The organism is Pseudomonas sp. NPDC078700, from assembly GCF_044542375.1.
Lineage (GTDB): Bacteria > Pseudomonadota > Gammaproteobacteria > Pseudomonadales > Pseudomonadaceae > Aquipseudomonas.
Map to the genome: position 1 here is coordinate 198,456 of NZ_JBITUI010000007.1, position 19,815 is coordinate 218,270.

Consider the following 19,815-nt stretch of genomic DNA (forward strand, 5'->3'; position numbering starts at 1 on the left):
GGCCAACCGGCGGAAAGCAGGGGGGCATAATAGGATATAGGCAGTTACGGCTTGAGCGTGATCTGGCCCCTGATATTTTCAGCTGCGAACAAATCTGCAGAGCAGGGTGAGGTCTCCTTGGTCAGCTGCACGGAGTGCCTCAATGTATTGGTGTCGTACAGCTCCCATGGTCACTAAATTACCACGCCCCCACGTGAGTTCGGGATGCTTGCATTGCCGCAACAATGCGTCTGTCATGAATCGAGCATGCCGGCCGTTACCATTTGGGAAAGGGTGTATGGATACTAGTTTGTGGTGGAAGCGAGCGGCAATCTCATCGACTGAAAACACACTGTGCTCTATCCAGTAAGTTGTATCGTCGAACAGGTTACGGAGTTGCACGCCAACGTGCAGCCATTCACAGCCTAGGTTCTTATCTGAGCGTCGGAAGGTGCCAGCCCACTTCCAGGTCTGATCGAACATGCGCCGATGAAGATCGCGGCAGAATGCATCATTCAAGACATCGAGATCTCGTTGGCGATTCAGCCACGCCTGAGCACGCATGAGGTTCATAGCCTCCCACTCGTCCAGCTCGCCTTGGGTACTGATATGGGAAGGTATGAGGCCAGCCGCCTCATCTGGATCCAGAGGTGTCTGGCCTAGTTTGATATCTAGCTCTAGCGCCACAGCTTGTTCCAAGAGTCTGCAAGCAGCTCTTCGCGACGCTCCTGTACCTTGAGTGAAACAAAGCTGTCTGATGGCCGCTGATCTTCTAGGGCCATTGTATGTGTGACCCCCATAATTTCCTTGCTAGCCAGCAGCTCGGCTCGCTCCTCAACCATATCGTGGAGTGGTTTCCTTGGTAGGAGCGCGTACACCAATTCGCAATCCAAACCCTCAGCCAATTTTCTCAGCTGAGCCAGAGTAATCCTGTCCTCAGCCTCAGAACGCTCGCTCTTTTGCAGGGTTGCAGGCGCTACACCTGCAATGGCTGCCTGAGCACGTACAGTTCTACCCAGCGATTCTCTAATTGAGCGAAGCCAGCCTTTGCGAGGAATGGGCTTACCTTTGACCGCCAAGAAGGGCTCAAGTGTCCGCTCAACCTGACTTAGGCGTAGTCTGTACAGAGAGGATTTACTGTTCATAGCATCTCCAATGACAGCCTATAAGCTATCGAAAAGCATATAGATGTATGCCTAAAAGCATACAAGAACAAAAACACAGCCTATAAGTATACATATATTAAGGTTATGTATCCCTTTAGGTATACATAAATTAGAATATTGTAAGCCTATAGGGGTACAGTCTATAAAAATGAGGCGGATTTCTTTACAACAGCCTTTTGCTCTTGGCCCTTCTCAGTCTGTAATCACTACGGCCTGCGCTAGACAACTCGAATTCAATTGCTGGGTGAGCAATCGTGCAATTGGCTGCTCAAGTCTATGCAGTAATGTAGCCGAGGCCGTCTGGCATCGGCTACAGGCTCTGGGACCGGCCCTAAGGTTTGCGCGCGGTGATCACGGCCCGCGTCGGCGCTGGCAAGCCTTCGATGGTGCGGCTGTGGTCAGCCGGGTCGAGGAACTCTGGCAGCGACTGATAGCGCATCCACTCGGTGGCGCGTTGTTCGTCGACCGAGGTGGTGCTGACATCTACGCACTGAACGTCGACAAAACCTGCGCGGCGCAGCCACAACTCCAGTGCCGGAACTGACGGCAGGAACCACACGTTACGCATTTGCGCGTAGCGGTCTTCTGGTAGCAGTACTTGTTGCACATCACCTTCAACCACCAAGGTTTCAAGCACCAGTTCGCCACCTTTGACCAAGCAATCTTTCAGGTCGAGCAGGTGATCAATTGGCGAGCGACGGTGATAAAGCACGCCCATGGAAAACACAGTGTCGAAGCCCTGAAGTTTGGGCGGTAACTCTTCAACCGCCAAGGGCAGATGCCAGATGGGGTGCTCCGGCAAGTAGTTTTTCATGGCTAAAAACTGATTAAAAAATAGCCAGTTTGGGTCGATGCCCACCACGCTGCTGGCGCCCGCGCCAAGCATGCGCCACATGTAATAGCCATTGCCGCAGCCGACGTCGAGAACGCGCTTGTCCTTGAGGTCGAGGTAGGGCGCTACACGCTGCCATTTCCAGTCGGAACGCCACTCGGTATCAATGTGCACGCCAAACAGGTGGAACGGGCCTTTGCGCCATGGAATCAAACCTTGCAGTGCGGTTTTCAGCTGTTCGCGGCTCTGCTCATCACAGGGACCATCGAAGCTGAATTCCTCAAGTAGATTGAGGGCTTTGATTTCCAGCTTTGGTAAGGCCTGAACCGCTGCGTACCAACGCTCAAGGTCACCATGACCAATCGCCAGTTTGCTGTCGATTTGTCGCGGTAGATCAACGCTCCATTCTTGTAATGGCGTACCCGCTAGCTGGGATTGCAGTGCATCTAAATCAAAACGCTTGATCATGGTAGGGCAATCATCGAGGCAAAATTAAGGCATTGGAACCAAGGCGTGACCTTGCTGAACCCGGCAGCAAGCAGACGCTCGCGATGGGTTTCAAGGCTGTCGGGAATCATTACGTTTTCAATGGCGCTGCGCTTCTGGGCGATTTCCAGTTCGCTATAGCCGTTGGCGCGCTTAAAGGCGATATGCAGGTCGGTGAGCAGTAGCTGTTGCTCCGGGTCCTCAAAACACAGCTTTTCCGAGAGGATCAGCGCGCCGCCGGGCAATAAGGCGCTGTGGATACGCGTGAGCAGTTCCAGTCGCTGTTCAGGTTTGATGAACTGCAAGGTAAAGTTCAGGGCGACCAGCGATGTAGGTTCAAACGCCAGGTTGAGGATGTCTGCTTCTATCACTTCAACCGGCAGCAATTCTTGAAACATTGAATCTTGGGCGTGCAGGTATTCGCGACAACGTTCAACCATGGCACTTGAGTTATCAATGGCGATGACCCGGCAGTCTTCAATCTGCACATGACGGCGCAGTGCTTGAGTGACTGCGCCTAAGGAACTGCCCAAGTCATACAGCACGCTGTGGGGCTTGGCGAATTGGCTGGCGAGCACGCCAATATTTTCCACAATGGTTGGATAGCCGGGCACCGAACGTTTAATCATGTCCGGAAACACCCTGACCACATCCTCGTTAAAGGCAAAATCCGGCACTTGCGCCAGCGGCTGAGAGAAAATGCGGTCGGGGTCTTTGCTCACGGTGGTTCCGAGTCGGGTCTGGAAAGCCGCGTATTTTAGCCAAGTTGGCGGTTTAACCAAACCTCGATTACTTGAGTTGGTCGGAAAAAAACTCACCAGCCCCTTGCAGTGGGCCCAGGGGGTTATGTTTGACTTCAAAACGGCGGATATTCGGCTCGCCATTGCTGACTTTATGCACCAGGACATCATCAATCATCACAAACACCGCTCGGAACTCCCAGCCTTGCATTTCACGTTGCTTTTGGAAGTTGAAAACATCTGCCCAAAAGCTGCCAACCCGTTGAGTATTGGTCCGAGTGAAATCAAAGGCATAGGCGATGCAGCGATCTTTGGCCTCCAGGCAGGCGATCAAGCCGTCGGGCAGGTAGTCGATGGGTACATTGGGCTGCACAAACATTAAGCGCACATCAATAAATGAGAGCATCTTGCCATTGCCTTGAACCAGGGGGTCGAAGCCCAGGGCAAACAATTCGCTGCGCGTGGTTTTGCCGGGAGTTGCTTGTTTGTAACGCTGCTCCGCATCGAGATAATCACTGAATGCGGAATGCACTTCAGTGCGTTCGCTCGGCAGCAGTGTTCCACATCCTTGGACGAGTACCAGCGTCACAACCAACAGGGTTTCGCGCCAGTAGACCTTCATATCGACGTCTCCTGATAATCGAATGCGGTCTACTTTCTATAGTCGAGTTACCTGTTTCTTGCTTCGTTTTAGCGGAAATTTTGCTGAGCAGACGCGCCAATCGCCCATTGCCCGAGCCAGTAGCTAAGGATGATCGCGTAAGGCGCAGCTGCGAACGGCGCGACAAAACGGTCGATGCCGATCATGCTATCGGAGAGGACAAAAAGCACCGCGCCAACCGCTGCCAGCCAGGCTCCCTTGCGATTGATTTTCGGGTGATTAACCCGCGCCAGTGCGCGCCAGAGCATGGCGCCTATGGCGGTGGCGTAGCACAACACTGGAATCATTAACGGTCCAAGCCCGGCACTGGCGAGGATGCTGAACATGCTGCCGGCCACCATCAGTGCGATGATCAGCGCGGGCCAGGCAGGGCGTTTGCAGTCGCTGAAATAAGCGCGCAAATAGGCGAGGTGAGCGAGCAGGAACGCGCCAAGGCCAAATACAAATAAGTCGCCTGGCCAATCGAGCAGAATATCGCCAGCTAGCGAGCACAACAATCCAATGCGAATCCAGCGGCTATAGATGCCTGCGGGCGCTTGCTGTAACCACAGCAGCAAGGCGATTACCGGGATGCCTTTGGTCAACAGGCCCAGCAGTTCGAGATCGGCAACTCTTGCATAGATAAACAGTGCGGCGCCACACAGGGCCAAAATCAACCAGCGCATAGACTCGACTCATTTGTTGGAGGTTAGAACCTCGCAACTATGTCGGTTTGACCGCGGGTTGCCAACGCTGAAGATGACGGCCTAAGTAGCTTTTCGCGCCGCAAGGCGGGTTATTTCACCTTGACTGTGCAGTCGAAGGTTTTTGCCGGTTCGACGTCGGTTTCCCATGGGCGTTGATAGGTCATTATCAGTTGGCCTTGACCCGAGCTCTTGGCCGTGTAGCGCCATGTTGATTTGCCCGCACTGCCAACCATGCCGGCATCTTCCGGGTTGCTGTAAACCTCCGGGCCAAGGCTGGTCAGGACAGCAGGCGCAGCGTCGCGCACTACCCAGCGAAAACCTGTGGTCGGATTGCTTGGCAAGCTGATTATCAGTTCCTGGCCGGGGTTTAACGACAGCGGGCAATCGCTTTGTTCGTCCACTGTTTGAGTGCTTGAGGTGGAGGCGCAGCCAGCCAGGAGAGCCAGGCTCAGTGGCGGCAGTAAGCGGTAAACTGCGGTCATGTTTATCTCCGGTGATTGAAACAGGCTGTTCAGCATAGCCGCAGTTGAGGGTTAAACGTAAGCCCGTGGGCAGCTGAGCAGCCCGTTCGGGCCTTATCAGGCAGGCAAGGGTTCAAGCCTTTAACGGCGCTTGAACCCTGCGTGCGTCACTCGAACAGTACCTTGGCAACATCGCTGTAGCGTTGAGCAAAATGCACGGTGATGCCTTCTTTCAAGTAGTCGGGCAGCTCTTGATAAGAACCCCGGTTGGCTTCTGGAAGAATCAGCTCATGAATTTTTTGCCGACGTGCCGCAATGACTTTCTCGCGAACGCCACCAATGGGCAGTACTTGCCCGGTAAGCGTGAGTTCGCCGGTCATGGCCACGCCTTTTTTCGGCACCTGATTGCGTGCCAATGAAAGTAACGCGCTGGCCATTGTCACGCCTGCGCTCGGGCCATCCTTGGGTGTGGCGCCTTCGGGTACATGAAGGTGGATAAATGCCTGATCGAAGAAGCTGCTATCACCGCCGAATTTTTTCAGATTCGAGCTGATATAGCTGTAAGCGATCTCGGCAGACTCCTTCATCACTTCGCCCAGTTGCCCTGTGAGTTTGAAGCCTCGGTTCAAGGTATGAATCCGTGTCGCTTCAATCGGCAGCGTGGCACCGCCCATGCTAGTCCAGGCGAGCCCGGTGATCACGCCTTTACCGGACAGCACGCGCTCATTACGAAATACCGCCATACCCAAATAACGTTCAAGGTCCTTGTGGCCAATCTTGATCGGCGTATCCGGGTCGTCCAACAGTTGCACCACAGCCTTGCGCACCAGCTTGCCGAGTTGTTTTTCAAGTTGGCGCACCCCGGCCTCACGGGCGTAGCCTTCAATCACACCGCGTAATGCAGCATCGGTAATGCTCAGCCGTTTTTTCGGGACTCCGGCTTTATCCAGCTGTTTTGGCCATAGGTGATTTTTAGCAATCGCCAGTTTTTCTTCGGTGATGTAGCCGGAAAGGCGGATGACTTCCATGCGGTCAAGCAACGGCCCGGGAATCGAATCAAGGGTGTTGGCCGTGCAGATGAACAATACCTTCGACAGGTCTATGCGCAGGTCCAGATAGTGGTCGAGAAACTCGACATTCTGTTCCGGGTCAAGGGTTTCGAGCAATGCAGATGCCGGGTCGCCTTGATAGCTGGCACCCAGCTTGTCGATTTCGTCGAGCATGATCACGGGGTTCATGACTTCGACGTCTTTCAGCGCTTGCACCAGCTTGCCGGGCAGGGCACCAATGTAGGTGCGGCGATGGCCTTTAATCTCGGCTTCGTCACGCATGCCGCCAACACTAAAGCGATAAAAAGGCCGGCCCAGGGACTCAGCAATCGATTTGCCAATGCTGGTCTTACCGACCCCAGGAGGGCCAACCAGCAACACAATGGAGCCGGCGATCTCACCTTTGAAGGCACCTACGGCGAGGAACTCTGTGATCCGCGACTTGATGTCGTCCATGCCCGAGTGATGTTTGTCGAGCACCGTGCGTGAATGCTTGAGATCCAGCTTGTCTTCGCCAAATACGCCCCAAGGCAACGCTGTCGCCCAGTCCAGGTAGTTGCGGGTCACGGCGTATTCAGGGGAGCCGGTTTCAAGTATTGATAATTTACTCAACTCCTCATCAATGCGTTTGCGTGCTTGATCGGAAAGGGTTTTACCTTCCAGGCGTTGCTCAAATTGTTCGATATCAGCGCTACGGTCGTCTTTGCTCAAGCCCAGTTCTTGCTGAATGATTTTCAGCTGTTCCTTGAGAAAGAACTCGCGTTGGTGCTCGGATATTTTGCGATTGACCTCAGCCGACAACTCACCTTGCAGGCGCGCAACTTCAACCTCCTTGCGCAACAAAGGCAGCACCTTCTCCATGCGCTTGAGCATGGGCACGGTGTCGAGCACTTCTTGCAGCTCTTTGCCTGGCACTGTGGTCAGGGCGGCCGCGAAGTCGGTCAGCGGTGATGGATCATTGGGGCTGAAGCGATTGAGGTAGTTCTTCAACTCTTCGCTGTAGAGTGGGTTGAGCGGCAACAGTTCTTTGATCGCATTGATCAGTGCCATGCCATAGGCTTTGATTTCATCGCGCGATTCGAGCAGGGTTTTCGGGTAATCAACTTCGGCCAGATAAGGCGGTTTACGCCGCAGCCAGGTACGAATCCGTACGCGGGTCAGGCCCTGCGCAACAAACTGCAGCTTGCCACCTTCTTCAGATGCATTAAGTACGCGCACCAGTGTGCCGTGTTCTGGCAGGTCATCAGGATCAAGGGCTGAGCCATCTGCCGGCGGATTGTCGACAAAGAACAGCGCCATACTCTTGTGCGGCGTATCACTTACGCGTTTAAGCGTCGTGCTCCAGGGCTCAGGGTTGACGATGATCGGCAACACTTGGGCCGGAAAGAGTGGGCGGTTGTGGATCGGGATCACATACAGCTGCTCAGGCAGTTGCTGACCAGGCAGCGCCAGACGTTGGTCATCCTGTTCTACGACGATATCGTTCTCTTCGTTCATGCGGCACCTGCAATTGGGCTATGCCATAAACATGGGGGGTAACTTGGCTATTTCAATCGTTGCTTCACTGCGGCGCAACGTCGCCCCTTGTCCATTTGTCGTCGGCGCTGCTGTTTTGACTGTTTAAGGGGTAAAATGTGCCATCACTCTTTTGATGCCGTCTTGCGATGCTCAATGCCCGTCTAATTCGCCTCGATGATAAAGCCCACGAACATACCCACGACCACCATCAATTGGTGCTGTCGATCTCAGGGCGTGCGGAATTCGAAGTCAATGGCAGTGGCGGAGAGGTCTGTCGGATGCGGGCTTGTCTGGTGCCGGGTGATGCGGATCATCAATTTGCGGGCATGGGTGATAACCGCATGCTGATCATCGACCTCGATGAGCAGGACACCAGCAGCGAAGACTTGGAATTATTGACCCACCTGTTTGAGACGCCGCGCTACCCGCAGCTGGATGTGGATTTTCAGCATTTGCTCAGCTATGCCGGTGCGGAGCTTGAGCGCTATGGCAGTGATCCTATTCTTGCGCGCTCCCTGGGCGGTGTGCTGTTACGCGCCTTGCACTTGCGCTTGTTTGGCGAGCAGACAAGCCGTGTCACAGGCTCGCTCAACCTTGAGCGGTTAGACAGCTATATTGTTGAGCATCTGTCACGGCGTATCAGTGTTGCCGAACTGGCCCAGACCGTCTGCCTCAGCCCAAGCCACTTCCATGCCCAGTTCAAAGACAGTGTGGGCCTGACGCCGCACCAATACTTGCTTAAAAGCCGCCTCGACCGAGCTGCCCGTTTGCTTCGTGAAAGCAACTTGCCATTGATTCGGATAGCCGAGGAATGCGGCTTCTCCTCACAAAGCGCCCTGACAACCGCAATGCGTCGTTACATGGGGCTGACGCCCAAGCGTATGCGCAGCTCTAAATAATCTGAAGATTGCTAAAGCGCCTAAAGTTCCTCCTCTGTCTCGCCGATAATGCTTTTAACGATGCTGGCAAAATGCTTGCGTAATAGCGTTTAACCAGCCATCTTCGTCTGGTTGGCGAAGCCACTCTTCGGGTGTGGATGGGGCTTGGAGAAGTAGACTTTGCGATTGTCGAATCTGTGTGCGTTACCTCCCAAACTAAACAATTTTGCACAGGCAATGCTGTTGGCGGTTTGCCTTGGCTCAAGTGCTTTGGCGTGGGGGGCTGGCTTGAACATTGAACTGGTTAACTCTGCGGGTGAGCCTGTGGTTAATGGCGTGGTGACGTTGCGCGGTCCTATTGGTAATGAGTCTGCGCTTGAAACGGCGGTCATGGATCAACAGGACAAACAGTTCGTACCCAATGTATTGGTGGTCCGCACGGGCACTCAGGTCAAATTCCCCAACAGCGATAACATTCGTCACCATGTCTACAGTTTCTCTCCCGCAAAGCGCTTTGAGCTACGCCTCTATCAAGGCACCCCGAGCGAACCGGTCACTTTCGATAAACCGGGTGTTGTGGTGCTGGGCTGTAATATTCACGATTGGATGATCGGTTATGTCTATGTCACCGATGACCCGCGCTATGCGGTGACCAATCAACAGGGTCAAGCGCAGATTGTTCAGCTTCCGAAGGGGCGATATGCCGTTACCTTGTGGCACCCGCAAACCCCAAATATGTTGCCGCAAAAAGCTGCCGATATTGCGCTTGATGACGGTCAGCTAAGCCAGCGCTTTACCCTGAGCATGCTTGAACCTACACCTTCTCAGCCGATGGCTCAGCCGCAGAGCTCGTTCGGTGATGCCTTCAACAAAGCCAAAAAAGATGCTGCGCAATAGTTTTCAGGCGCGGATCGCCAGCGTACTGGTGTTGCTGCTGTTGACCGTCATTGGTTCGCTTTATGTTGCCGTTCAGCAAGCCACCCGCTCAGCCGTGAGTGCTCAGGCGGCTGAACAGCTTGAGGTGGGCACCCGGGTTTTTGAAGAGTTACTTGAAGCGCGCGGCATCCAGTTACGCGATGCCGTGCGTGTGCTGTCTGCTGACTTTGGCTTCAAGGAGGCCGTGGCAAGCAGTGATGCTGAGACCATCCGCTCTGCGCTGGCCAACCATGGCGCACGGATCAACGCCAACGTAGTGATGATGTTTGATTTGAGCGGGCGTATTGAAGTCAGTACTGATCCGCGTTTCGTCGGAGATGTCGCTCAGCGCCTCAGTAGCCAAGTTACGCGCCATCAGCGTGAGGGCGTACAGATTTACCTGATGCCCATTGAAGACAGCATCTACCTACTCGTGCAGGCCACAGTGAGCGCGCCGCTGCCGATTGCTCGGGTGGTGATGGGCTTTCAAGTGGACAATGAGTTTACCCGTGAGTTACAGAGCGTGGCTCACTTGGATCTGGCTTTGCGGGCGACCCAGCGAGGTCTTGACGATATCTGGATCAGCAGCCTGCCTGATCAAGACAGTCATGATTTGGCGCAGATGATTCCCGCAACCGGGGATCATTTTGAAGACCTCAAGCTTGATCAGGGTCAGCGCTATCTGGCGAAGAAAATTGTGCTCGCCAGTGGCAATGGTTTTGAAGTCAGCGCACTGCTCTACAAGTCACTTACTCAAGCGCAACAGGCCTTTGCACCGCTGGATAAGAATATTTTACTGATTGCACTGGTTGCGCTGTTGGCCTCGTTAGTGGGGGCGTTGTTACTGGCGCGCAATATCTCGCGGCCGGTCACGCAATTGGCGGCTGTCGCTGAACGAATCGGTCAAGGCGACTATGAGGTGCCGTTGGAACTGAATCGCAGCGATGAGCTTGGCAAGTTGGCGCAGTCGTTTCAAACCATGCAGCAGGGTATTGCCGAGCGCCAACGCCTGCTTTCGCACAATGCGCTGCATGATCCACTTACAGGGCTACCCAATCGGGCGCTGTCGCTTGAGCTGTTAAGCAGTGCGGTCATGGCAGAGCGGCCTGTTGCGTTGCTCTATATGGGCATTTGCGACTTCAAACGGGTTAATCAGAGCTGTGGCACATCGGCTGCCGATCAGGTTTTGCGACAGCTTGGTGAGCGTTTACAAAGCGTGCTTCGACCTGGCGACAGTCTGGCGAGGATCATTGCCGATGAGTTTTTAATCCTGCTCAACCAGCTCGATGGGGGCAGTGCTGTTGCTTATGCCGACATGCTCACGCATCAATTGGCGGAGCCATTCACTATCAATGGCGTTGACGTGACGCTTGAGGTCCGGGTTGGTATTTCCGCATTCCCCGAGCACGGACGTTCGCCAGAAGAGTTGTTAATGCGCGCAGCAATCGCCATGCAGGATGCCGCGAACATGCAGGGGCATGTTCAGGTTTATAAGCAGGGGCGTGATATTGAGCATGAGCGGCAAATTCGGCTTATACGTGAGCTGCGTCATGCGCCTTCGCGGAATGAATTGCTTCTTAATTTTCAGCCCAAGACGCTGCTTGCAGGCGCGTCGGATGCTCACGCAGAGGCCTTGTTGCGCTGGTCTCACCCAGAGCTGGGGGTTATCTCGCCAGGGGAGTTCATACCCCTGGCTGAACGCACCGGCAGTATCCACTTGCTCACCGGCTGGGTCATGGAGGCGGCATTGCGTCAGCTTGCCGATTGGCGTAGCCGCGGTTTGATCGTGCATGTGTCCTTGAACATCTCGACCGCCGATTTGCTTGACCGCAGCCTCGCAGCACGGGTGTCGGGCTTATTGAATCGCTACAAGATTGATCCAGGGCTGATCACCTTTGAGATCACCGAGAGTGGTGTGATGCTCAATCCCGAAGTTGCGCTGCAAGTGCTGCATGATCTGCGTGCATGCGGTATTGCGTTGGCTGTCGATGACTTCGGCACAGGCTATTCATCGCTGACGCAACTTAAACGCATGCCGGTGCAAGAGCTGAAAATCGATCAGTCGTTTATTCGTCAGTTGGACGAGCACAGTGAAGATGCGGTCATCGTGCGGTCGACCATTGAGATGGGCCATAGCTTAGGCCTCAAGGTGGTGGCCGAAGGTGTCGAACTTGAGAGCAGTGCCAAACTGCTCAAGCATTGGGGGTGCGACTTTATTCAGGGCTACCTGATCAGCAGGCCACTAAGCGCTCAGGCCTTCGAGGCGTGGGCCAAGAGTACAGAACAAACTTCAGCATTACCGGTGAGTTGAATGATGAATGTGGGGCGACTCCTTGCAGTGGCAGGGCTGGTGGTGTTTTCGGCTAATGCTGGCGCAAATGAAGGACGCTTATTGGCCACTGGCGGTGCAACCAGCCTTGAGGGCGCTGCCGGTGGCGGCATTACTCCATGGGCTGTTTTGTCTGGTTATGGCGAGCGAGGGGAGTGGGGCGCTGATGCCTTTGCCACGCGGGTTGAAACCGGCGATTACCGGCTCGACGTGGCAGGAATAGCGGCGTCGTTCGACAATCGTGTTGAGCTTTCTTATGCCCGCCAGCGCTTTGATTTGGGCAACTTGGCGCGTTCACTGAGCTTGCCTGAAAACCATATTAGCCAAGATGTCTTCGGCGTTAAGGTGCGCCTGTTCGGTGACTTGATATTTGATCAGTTGCCACAAGTGTCACTGGGTATCCAGTACAAAAAAAATCAAGATTTTTTGATTCCCAGCCTGGTCGGAGCAGAACGTCAAGATGACACCGAGGGCTACCTGACGGCGAGTCGTTTATTCCTGGGCGGTGCCTTTGGATACAACCTCTTGGTTAACGGAGGCTTGCGCTATAGCCGGGCGAATGAGTTGGGCATTCTGGGCTTCGGCGGCGATCGTCGTGATAAGCGCTCGGTGCTCAAAGAAGGCTCGATTGCGCTATTGCTTGACCGCGACTGGGCCGTTGGCGTGGAGTATCGCGAGAAACCGGATAACTTGAGTTTTGCGGGCGAAAGCGATTGGGCGGACCTGTTTGTTGGTTACTTCCCGAATAAACATCTGGCGATTGTTTTGGCTTATGCGCGCCTTGGCGAAATTGCAACGCTGGACAACCAAAACGGTGCCTACCTGTCTGTTCAGGGGAGTTTCTAAGGTGCGGATGTTCATATTTGCCACGGCGCTGTTGCTGACTGCCTGCGCGCAACAGCCCCCCAAGGACGACAGCCTCTACCAAGCGCTGGGCGGCACGCCCGGGATCAATAAGATAGTCGAAGGCATGTTGCTTAATATCGCGGCTGATCAACGTATTGTTGAGCACTTCGAGAATATCGATATTGTCCGGCTACGGGACAAGTTGGTTGAGCAGTTTTGCGTAGAGGCGGGCGGCCCGTGCACCTACACCGGCGATAGCATGGAAGAAAGCCATAAAGGACAAAATCTGACGCCAAGTGACTTCAATGCACTGGTTGAAGACTTGCAAGATGCAATGGATGATCAGGGGGTTGCTGTCACCACGCAAAACCGCTTGCTTGCACGGCTCGCGCCAATGCGCGCACAGGTGATTGATCAGTAATTTAAGGAGTCCTCGAAGTTGAGCCCGCAACAATCCCCGGTTATTTGGCAAATCAAGCATCACAGCGAGCTTAGCGTCGCCGATGTTTACGCCGCATTGAAACTGCGCAGTGCAGTATTCGTGGTCGAGCAAAATTGTATCTACACTGATATTGACGGCCTGGACATGCTCGGTGACACCGTTCACCTGTTGGCATGGCAGGGCGATACGTTGGTTGCGTATTTGCGCATGCTTGATCCTGTGCACAATGATGCAAATGTAGTGATTGGTCGTGTGGTGACCGACCCTTCAGCGCGCGGCACCGGTTTGGGCCATACGATGCTGGCCAAGGCCTTGGATGCCTGCGCAAAACGCTGGCCAGAGGTGCCTGTGTATTTATCTGCGCAAGCGCATTTGCAAGGTTATTACGGGCGCTATGGGTTTGTTCCGTGCAGCGAGATTTATCTTGAAGATGGCATTGAGCATATCGGTATGCGCCGTCTTATATCGTCGTAGCGCCCCAATATGACGCGCCGAGTAAAACGCTCGGCTCGCTCACAAGGGCAGCGTCGACCGTTGTTGTCGACAGCGACAGAATTTGACTGAGCCTATGGGCGCTGCACCTTCTAGACCGGGCTTCCTAGCCGTTTTCAGACGTTTTTGATGGAAAAAACGCACTGAAATTAGTTCCCCGCCTCATAGCTTTCTGCAAAAACTCCAGAGGTTTTAGTAAGAAGCTGTAATCACTCTGCCACTAAATTCAGTCATCCAGTTGCGTCATGTTGGGTTGCCTTGAGTTTTGTCGTCCGGGCACCCCACCTGCACTAAATGCATGCAGAGGCGCTTACAACAACAGTCTCCATAAGAGGATGGGCGTGATGTTCAAAGCCAGTCACGTCTTGCAGGACGAGTTCCGAAACCGGATCTCTGCCGCCAAGGCCGCCGATTTTTTCCCTGTCATCAGCGCAAATTACAGCGTTGACGAGGCAGCCTATCTCACTGAGCTATTGCAGCTCGCCGATCCCGGTGAAGCCGGCATTGAGGCTATCCGCCAGAATGCCCGCACCCTGATTGAACAGGTGCGTAGCCGGGACAATGCCGTCGATACCCTCGACGCGCTTCTTCGTCAGTACAGCCTCGATACCCAGGAAGGGCTGATGCTCATGTGCCTGGCCGAGGCTTTGCTGCGTGTGCCTGACGCGGTTACCGCTGATGCATTGATCCGCGACAAGCTCAGTGCTGCTGAGTGGGAACGCCACTTGGGCAAGAGTGACAGTGTGCTGGTCAACTTTGCCGCATGGGGCTTGGTCATGACCGGCAAGGTGGTTGACCCGGATACTGCTGATGGTCGCCCGAAAAATGTCCTCGGTAAGTTAATCAAGCGCTCTGGTGAGCCGGTCATCCGTGCGGCGATGAACCAAGCGATGAAACTCATGGGTAAGCAGTTCGTACTTGGCCGGACCATCAGCGAAGCGCTGAAAAATGGTCGCCCTGAGCGTCAGAAAGGCTACAGCTACTCGTTTGATATGTTAGGTGAAGCAGCGCTGACCGCTGAAGATGCCAACAAATACATGGCCGATTACCGCAGCGCTATTGATACTGTTGGCGCTGAGCCACAAGTCGGTAAAGGCCCGCGACCATCGGTGTCGATCAAGCTTTCGGCGTTGCACCCGCGCTATGAAGTGGCGCAGCGCGAGCGTGTGCTGACAGAGCTATTCGCCAATGTGCGCGAGTTGTGCGTGCGAGCGCGCAAGCTGGATGTGGGTATCTCGATCGATGCTGAAGAAGCTGATCGCCTTGAGTTGTCCCTCGAGCTTTATGAAAAGCTGCTGCGTGACCCTGCCATTAGTGGTTGGGGGGAAGTGGGCCTGGTCGTTCAGGCTTACTCAAAACGCTGCTTGCCGGTGCTGGTATGGCTGACATTGCTTGGCAAAGAACTCGGCGAAAAAATGCCGTTGCGCCTGGTTAAGGGCGCGTACTGGGACAGCGAAATAAAGCAGTGTCACGTACAAGGTTTGGACGGCTTCCCGGTATTTACCCGTAAAGAAGGCACCGATAGTTCTTATCTGGCCTGTGCTCGTTTTCTGTTGTCTGAGTTCACCCGTGGGGTGATCTATCCACAGTTCGCCAGCCACAACGCGCATACGGTCAGCTGCATTCTGACCATGGCCACTGAGTTGCAACAGCCCCGTGATTTCGAATTCCAACGTCTGCACGGCATGGGTGATGCGCTGTATGACACTGTGCTGGAAAAGCACGCTACCAATGTGCGGATCTACGCCCCTGTTGGCGCACACAAGGATCTGCTGCCATATCTGGTACGTCGCCTGCTGGAAAACGGCGCGAACTCCTCGTTCGTGCACCAGTTAGTTGACCCAAGTACGCCGATTGAGTCACTTCTTGATCATCCGGTGACGCAGTTGCGCAAGTTCAAATCGCTCAGTAATGAGAAAATTCCACTTCCGCCTGCGCTGTTTGGTGCTGCTCGGAAAAACTCCCAAGGCATCAATATGAACATCGAACATTCCTGGGCCGAATTGAACAGTGCCTATCAGCCGCACCTCAACCGCCAGTGGCATGCCGCGCCAGTTATCAACGGTGAAAAACTCGCCGGCACTGCTCAGGCAGTGAACTGTCCTTACGAGTTGAACAAAGTTGTCGGCAACGCCGAGTTCGCAACTGCCGCTCAAGCCGCTCAAGCACTTGATGGGTTGAGCGCTGCATGGCCGCGCTGGAATGCCACCGCAATCAACGATCGCGCCAGCATTTTCGAGCGTTTGGCTGACCTGCTGGAAACGCACCGCGCAGAATTGATGGCGCTGTGTACGTTGGAAGCGGGCAAAAGCCTGCAAGACGGTATTGATGAAGTCCGTGAAGCGGTTGATTTCTGCCGTTATTACGCACAACAAGCGCGTCTGCGTCTGGGGCGTGAAGAGCTGCAAGGCCCAACCGGTGAGCGCAATGAGTTGTTCCACGAAGGTCGCGGGATTTTTGTCTGCGTCAGCCCTTGGAACTTCCCGCTGGCGATTTACCTGGGCCAGATAGCTGCAGCGTTGGTGGCCGGTAACTGTGTGTTGGCTAAGCCTGCAGAGCAGACCAGTCTGATTGCTGCTCGTGCATTGGAATTGATGTTCGAAGCTGGCTTGCCGAAAGATGTAATCGCCTTCCTGCCAGGTGATGGCGCGACCTTGGGTGGCGTGTTCTGCCGCGACGCTCGCGTATCCGGTGTGTGCTTCACAGGCTCGACCGACACCGCACGGATCATCAATCGCCAATTGGCTGAGAAAGAGGGCCCAATCGCTGCATTGATCGCCGAAACTGGCGGCCAGAACGCAATGATCGTGGACTCCACAGCACTGCCTGAACAAGTGGTTAAAGATGCTGTGCTCTCGGCCTTCACCAGTGCAGGTCAACGCTGCTCAGCACTGCGTGTGCTTTATGTGCAGGCTGACATTGCCGATCGCGTGCTTGAATTGCTCAAAGGTGCAATGGCTGAGCTGAAAGTTGGCCCGACCCATGTGCGTGCCAACGATATTGGCCCGGTGATTGATGCTGAAGCCAAAGCGGGTCTTGAGACCCATATTGCCGCACTCAAGGCTGAAGGCAAGCTGATTGCTGAAGCGCAGCTCCCAGCTGATCTTGATGGGCACTTCGTAGCACCAGTGGCATTCGAAATTGGTGGCATCAACGAACTGAAGAAAGAAAACTTTGGCCCGATCCTGCATGTTGTGCGTTATCAGGCCAGCGAGCTGGAAGCGGTAGTCGGCGCTATCAATGCAACAGGCTACGGTCTGACGCTGGGCGTGCATAGCCGTAACGAAGAAACTGCCGCGCGCATCGAAGCATTGGCTCGCGTAGGCAACCTCTACATCAACCGTAATCAGATTGGTGCAGTGGTTGGAGTGCAGCCCTTCGGTGGTTGTGGCCTGTCCGGCACCGGCCCTAAAGCCGGTGGACCAAGCTATTTGCTGCGCTTTGTAAATGAGCGCACGACATCGGTGAACACCACCGCAGTCGGGGGTAATGCGTCGCTGCTATCATTGGGCGATGAGGTTTAACTGGTTTTTTAACGGGCGGGCGCCTTCGGGCCTCGCCCGTTGTTTTATTGAGGGCTCGAAAGAGCCTGACGTTTTAGGTTGAGTGACTTGTGGGCTAGTTGCTCAATCTTAAAGAAAGGGTGGGTTGTTCTGAGTTTACGCTGAGCTGGGTATTCCGGCCGAAGACTACAGGAACCTGCCAGTTCGTAACGTGCGTGCGCTACAAGCGAACGCTGTTTGCCATACAGGGCACCGGTCATCCCGTGCCGCCATAACAACAAACGAGAGGGGAACACCCCAATGACAGCTAACACCCCCATGCTTGTCACCTTCGTGGTGTACATTGCTTTGATGATCGGAATTGGGCTATTCGCCTATCTGCGCACCAAAAACTTGTCTGACTATATCCTTGGCGGTCGTAGTCTGGGCAGCTATGTAACTGCGTTGTCCGCTGGCGCTTCGGATATGAGTGGCTGGCTGCTGATGGGCTTGCCGGGCGCGGTTTATTTGTCAGGCTTGTCTGAAAGCTGGATTGCCATTGGCTTGGTGGTCGGTGCTTATCTGAACTGGCTGTTTGTGGCAGGTCGCCTGCGGGTGCAGACCGAGCACAACGGTAACGCGCTGACGCTGCCTGACTATTTCAGTAACCGTTTTGAAGACACCAGTCGTGTGCTGCGAATCTTCTCGGCCGTTGTGATTTTGGTGTTCTTCACCATCTATTGCGCATCGGGTGTTGTGGCTGGAGCGCGCTTGTTTGAAAGCACCTTCGGCATGTCCTACGAAACAGCGTTGTGGGCCGGTGCTGCTGCAACCATCGCCTATACCTTTATCGGTGGTTTCCTGGCTGTCAGCTGGACTGACACCGTGCAGGCAACACTGATGATCTTCGCCTTGATCTTGACGCCTGTGATTGTGATGATCGCCACAGGTGGTGCTGACTCCACATTCGCTGCAATCGAGATGCAAGATGCGACCAACTTTGACATGTTCAAAGGCGCAACCTTCATCGGTGTGATCTCGCTCATGGCGTGGGGCTTGGGCTACTTCGGCCAACCGCACATCTTGGCGCGCTTCATGGCGGCGGACTCGGTCAAGACTATTCCTGCTGCACGTCGCATCTCGATGGCGTGGATGATTCTGTGCCTGATCGGTACCGTATCGGTCGGCTTCTTCGGTATCGCATACTTCGCTGCAAACCCTGATGTTGCAGGTCCGGTGACTGAAAACCCAGAGCGGGTCTTCATCGAACTGGCCAAGCTGCTGTTCAACCCATGGATTGCCGGTATCTTGCTGTCAGCCATTTTGGCTGCTGTTATGAGTACGTTGAGCTGCCAGTTACTGGTCTGCTCGAGCGCACTGACCGAAGACTTCTACAAAGCATTCCTGCGTAAAGGAGCTTCGCAAACTGAGCTGGTCTGGGTTGGACGTAGCATGGTGCTGTTGATTGCACTGGTTGCGATCTTGCTTGCAGCAGATCCAAACAACCGCGTGTTGGGCCTGGTGTCTTATGCATGGGCAGGTTTCGGCGCGGCATTTGGCCCAGTGGTACTGCTCTCGGTTATGTGGGCGCGTATGACCCGCAATGGCGCGCTGGCCGGTATGTTGGTAGGTGCTGTCACCGTGATTGTATGGAAGAACTACATCGGTCTGGGTCTGTACGAAATTATCCCAGGCTTTATCTTGGCTACGCTGGCCATTGTGGTCTTCAGCCTGTTGGATAAAGAGCCTTCTGCAGCCATGCAAAAGCGTTTTGCTGACGCTGAGAAAGAGTACAAAGCCGCTTAACATTTGCGCTTTGCTGTACTGAGCCGGGCCATGCATCATATGCATGGCCCGGTTTTTTCTTCCGTTAGTGCCTGGCCTTGGCTAAGGTGCGCCTCTTAACCCACTTGCAGGCGAAGGCATAGCATGACGCAAACCCCGAAAAATCCGCTGCATGGCGTCACGCTTGAGGCCATTCTCAATCAGTTGGTTGCAACCTACGGTTGGGACGGGCTGGCGCAGCGCATTGATATACGCTGTTTTAAAAGCGATCCGAGTATTAAGTCGAGTCTGACTTTTTTGCGCAAAACACCTTGGGCGCGCGAGAAGGTAGAAGCCCTGTATATCAAAGCGCAGCGCACTATTTGATTGCGCTAACGCTCTGTTAGGCCAGATGAGCCGCCGCAATGGCACCGACTCATCGGTAACTGGAGCGCTTCAGCTCATGGGTTCGTCGTCGCGTACCACGATATATTCACGACCGTTGTCATCTTCGCTGTAGTCGAGCACGTAAAACATTACGACTTCGCCTGGGTTAGGCATTGTCGCGATGTAGTCGTTACCCTCAACCGTAAAGAATTGCGCTGACTCTGGCTTGGCCTCACATTCGATAAATGCGGTCATAAAAAGCTCAGGGTTTGTGTCAGCGAAGAATTCTTCCCGCTCAAGCTCATCCCAGTCAGCTGGCGCTTCGAATATGCCGGTGAAGAGGATCTTGGCATCGCCGAGGTCGATTTCTTCAGCATCAGGGTCCTGTTCATCAGGGCGATAAACCATACAGTTCAGCGCATCTTCATGAGCCAAGGTGGCATTGCGCGCGGCAAGGCGCTTTTGCGGATCGAGTGGTGGCACGTCTAGCTCCATGTATGTTGCCGTATGCTGATCGTCTCAGCAGCGGTTGCTGACAGCAAACCATAGTCAGCAAGTGTTAAAGGAAAAAGACCATCGGTCAGCTTTCGATTCCCATGCCTGCGTATGGTTCATCCGTTGGCGCGGATATTACCACTGCGCAACGGTTTGCCGCCGCTCTGGTCTGGGCCAATAAGCACTATATTTGATGGTAGTCGCTGC

At 54.4% G+C, this 19,815-nt stretch carries 18 protein-coding genes; 9 read left to right on the top strand and 9 right to left on the bottom strand.

Features of this window, described 5'->3' with window-relative positions:
- Window positions 1-78 precede the first annotated feature (78 nt).
- From ACIGCM_RS21160 to lon, 8 genes are all read right to left on the bottom strand, one after another.
- Complete coding sequence (locus ACIGCM_RS21160) at window positions 79-666, bottom strand: mobile mystery protein B (RefSeq protein WP_397504027.1); 588 nt, start codon at window positions 664-666, stop codon at window positions 79-81.
- Complete coding sequence (locus tag ACIGCM_RS21165) at window positions 657-1,124, bottom strand: helix-turn-helix domain-containing protein (RefSeq protein ID WP_397504028.1); 468 nt, start codon at window positions 1,122-1,124, stop codon at window positions 657-659. Before ACIGCM_RS21165 ends, ACIGCM_RS21160 begins: the two co-directional genes overlap by 10 nt.
- 352 nt (window positions 1,125-1,476) lie before the next feature.
- Window positions 1,477-2,445 carry a tRNA 5-methoxyuridine(34)/uridine 5-oxyacetic acid(34) synthase CmoB gene (gene cmoB / locus ACIGCM_RS21170; RefSeq protein ID WP_397504029.1) on the bottom strand — a complete coding sequence of 323 codons (969 nt, stop codon included), beginning with the start codon at window positions 2,443-2,445 and terminating at the stop codon, window positions 1,477-1,479.
- Window positions 2,442-3,185, bottom strand: a complete 744-nt coding sequence (cmoA, locus tag ACIGCM_RS21175) for a carboxy-S-adenosyl-L-methionine synthase CmoA (protein ID WP_397504030.1) — start codon at window positions 3,183-3,185, stop codon at window positions 2,442-2,444. Before cmoA ends, cmoB begins: the two co-directional genes overlap by 4 nt.
- A gap of 67 nt (window positions 3,186-3,252) precedes the next feature.
- Window positions 3,253-3,825 (bottom strand): hypothetical protein, encoded by a 573-nt coding sequence (locus ACIGCM_RS21180; RefSeq protein WP_397504031.1) that lies wholly within the window; start codon window positions 3,823-3,825, stop codon window positions 3,253-3,255.
- Between the two features lie 68 nt (window positions 3,826-3,893).
- A complete protein-coding gene (locus tag ACIGCM_RS21185) occupies window positions 3,894-4,529 on the bottom strand; it encodes a lysoplasmalogenase (RefSeq protein ID WP_397504032.1) in 636 nt (211 codons plus the stop codon).
- Window positions 4,530-4,639: 110 nt separating this feature from the next.
- The gene (locus ACIGCM_RS21190) at window positions 4,640-5,032 is read right to left on the bottom strand and encodes a protease inhibitor I42 family protein (protein WP_397504033.1); all 393 of its coding nucleotides are present in this window, start codon (window positions 5,030-5,032) and stop codon (window positions 4,640-4,642) included.
- A 146-nt stretch (window positions 5,033-5,178) separates the two neighbouring features.
- Window positions 5,179-7,557: an endopeptidase La gene (gene lon, locus ACIGCM_RS21195; protein ID WP_397504034.1), complete on the bottom strand. Its 2,379-nt coding sequence runs from the start codon at window positions 7,555-7,557 to the stop codon at window positions 5,179-5,181.
- A 167-nt stretch (window positions 7,558-7,724) separates the two neighbouring features.
- Between lon and ACIGCM_RS21200 the strand changes: the two genes are divergently transcribed.
- The 9 genes from ACIGCM_RS21200 to ACIGCM_RS21240 all read left to right on the top strand — a co-directional run bounded on the left by ACIGCM_RS21200 (window position 7,725) and on the right by ACIGCM_RS21240 (window position 19,113).
- Window positions 7,725-8,477 carry a helix-turn-helix domain-containing protein gene (locus tag ACIGCM_RS21200; RefSeq protein WP_397504035.1) on the top strand — a complete coding sequence of 251 codons (753 nt, stop codon included), beginning with the start codon at window positions 7,725-7,727 and terminating at the stop codon, window positions 8,475-8,477.
- Window positions 8,478-8,744: 267 nt separating this feature from the next.
- The gene (locus ACIGCM_RS21205; protein WP_397504036.1) at window positions 8,745-9,353 is read left to right on the top strand and encodes a methylamine utilization protein; all 609 of its coding nucleotides are present in this window, start codon (window positions 8,745-8,747) and stop codon (window positions 9,351-9,353) included.
- Complete coding sequence (locus ACIGCM_RS21210; protein WP_397504037.1) at window positions 9,340-11,682, top strand: putative bifunctional diguanylate cyclase/phosphodiesterase; 2,343 nt, start codon at window positions 9,340-9,342, stop codon at window positions 11,680-11,682. The genes ACIGCM_RS21205 and ACIGCM_RS21210 overlap by 14 nt, the downstream gene beginning before the upstream one ends.
- Before the next feature lie 3 nt (window positions 11,683-11,685).
- Window positions 11,686-12,546 (top strand): DUF3034 family protein, encoded by an 861-nt coding sequence (locus tag ACIGCM_RS21215; RefSeq protein WP_397504068.1) that lies wholly within the window; start codon window positions 11,686-11,688, stop codon window positions 12,544-12,546.
- Window positions 12,547-12,553: 7 nt separating this feature from the next.
- Window positions 12,554-12,967 (top strand): group 1 truncated hemoglobin, encoded by a 414-nt coding sequence (locus ACIGCM_RS21220; RefSeq protein WP_397504069.1) that lies wholly within the window; start codon window positions 12,554-12,556, stop codon window positions 12,965-12,967.
- Between the two features lie 18 nt (window positions 12,968-12,985).
- Window positions 12,986-13,462 carry a GNAT family N-acetyltransferase gene (locus ACIGCM_RS21225; RefSeq protein WP_397504038.1) on the top strand — a complete coding sequence of 159 codons (477 nt, stop codon included), beginning with the start codon at window positions 12,986-12,988 and terminating at the stop codon, window positions 13,460-13,462.
- Between the two features lie 362 nt (window positions 13,463-13,824).
- Window positions 13,825-17,004, top strand: coding sequence for a bifunctional proline dehydrogenase/L-glutamate gamma-semialdehyde dehydrogenase PutA (putA, locus tag ACIGCM_RS21230; protein WP_397504039.1), 3,180 nt, complete (start codon window positions 13,825-13,827; stop codon window positions 17,002-17,004).
- Window positions 17,005-17,283: 279 nt separating this feature from the next.
- Window positions 17,284-18,768 carry a sodium/proline symporter PutP gene (gene putP / locus ACIGCM_RS21235; protein WP_397504040.1) on the top strand — a complete coding sequence of 495 codons (1,485 nt, stop codon included), beginning with the start codon at window positions 17,284-17,286 and terminating at the stop codon, window positions 18,766-18,768.
- Window positions 18,769-18,891: 123 nt separating this feature from the next.
- Complete coding sequence (locus ACIGCM_RS21240; protein ID WP_397504041.1) at window positions 18,892-19,113, top strand: VF530 family DNA-binding protein; 222 nt, start codon at window positions 18,892-18,894, stop codon at window positions 19,111-19,113.
- Between the two features lie 69 nt (window positions 19,114-19,182).
- On the opposite strand, the gene ACIGCM_RS21245 is transcribed toward ACIGCM_RS21240, so the two are convergent.
- Window positions 19,183-19,596: a hypothetical protein gene (locus tag ACIGCM_RS21245; RefSeq protein ID WP_397504042.1), complete on the bottom strand. Its 414-nt coding sequence runs from the start codon at window positions 19,594-19,596 to the stop codon at window positions 19,183-19,185.
- Window positions 19,597-19,815: the final 219 nt, after the last annotated feature.

Coding starts and splice junctions, on each gene's coding strand:
- lon (WP_397504034.1), bottom strand. CDS start 7,557: ATGAACGAAGAGAACGATATCGTCGTAGAACAGGATGACCAACGTCTG.
- putP (WP_397504040.1), top strand. CDS start 17,284: ATGACAGCTAACACCCCCATGCTTGTCACCTTCGTGGTGTACATTGCT.
- ACIGCM_RS21165 (WP_397504028.1), bottom strand. CDS start 1,124: ATGAACAGTAAATCCTCTCTGTACAGACTACGCCTAAGTCAGGTTGAG.
- ACIGCM_RS21185 (WP_397504032.1), bottom strand. CDS start 4,529: ATGCGCTGGTTGATTTTGGCCCTGTGTGGCGCCGCACTGTTTATCTAT.
- ACIGCM_RS21210 (WP_397504037.1), top strand. CDS start 9,340: ATGCTGCGCAATAGTTTTCAGGCGCGGATCGCCAGCGTACTGGTGTTG.
- cmoB (WP_397504029.1), bottom strand. CDS start 2,445: ATGATCAAGCGTTTTGATTTAGATGCACTGCAATCCCAGCTAGCGGGT.
- ACIGCM_RS21190 (WP_397504033.1), bottom strand. CDS start 5,032: ATGACCGCAGTTTACCGCTTACTGCCGCCACTGAGCCTGGCTCTCCTG.
- ACIGCM_RS21200 (WP_397504035.1), top strand. CDS start 7,725: ATGCTCAATGCCCGTCTAATTCGCCTCGATGATAAAGCCCACGAACAT.
- ACIGCM_RS21240 (WP_397504041.1), top strand. CDS start 18,892: ATGACGCAAACCCCGAAAAATCCGCTGCATGGCGTCACGCTTGAGGCC.
- ACIGCM_RS21215 (WP_397504068.1), top strand. CDS start 11,686: ATGAATGTGGGGCGACTCCTTGCAGTGGCAGGGCTGGTGGTGTTTTCG.
- putA (WP_397504039.1), top strand. CDS start 13,825: ATGTTCAAAGCCAGTCACGTCTTGCAGGACGAGTTCCGAAACCGGATC.
- ACIGCM_RS21180 (WP_397504031.1), bottom strand. CDS start 3,825: ATGAAGGTCTACTGGCGCGAAACCCTGTTGGTTGTGACGCTGGTACTC.
- ACIGCM_RS21220 (WP_397504069.1), top strand. CDS start 12,554: ATGTTCATATTTGCCACGGCGCTGTTGCTGACTGCCTGCGCGCAACAG.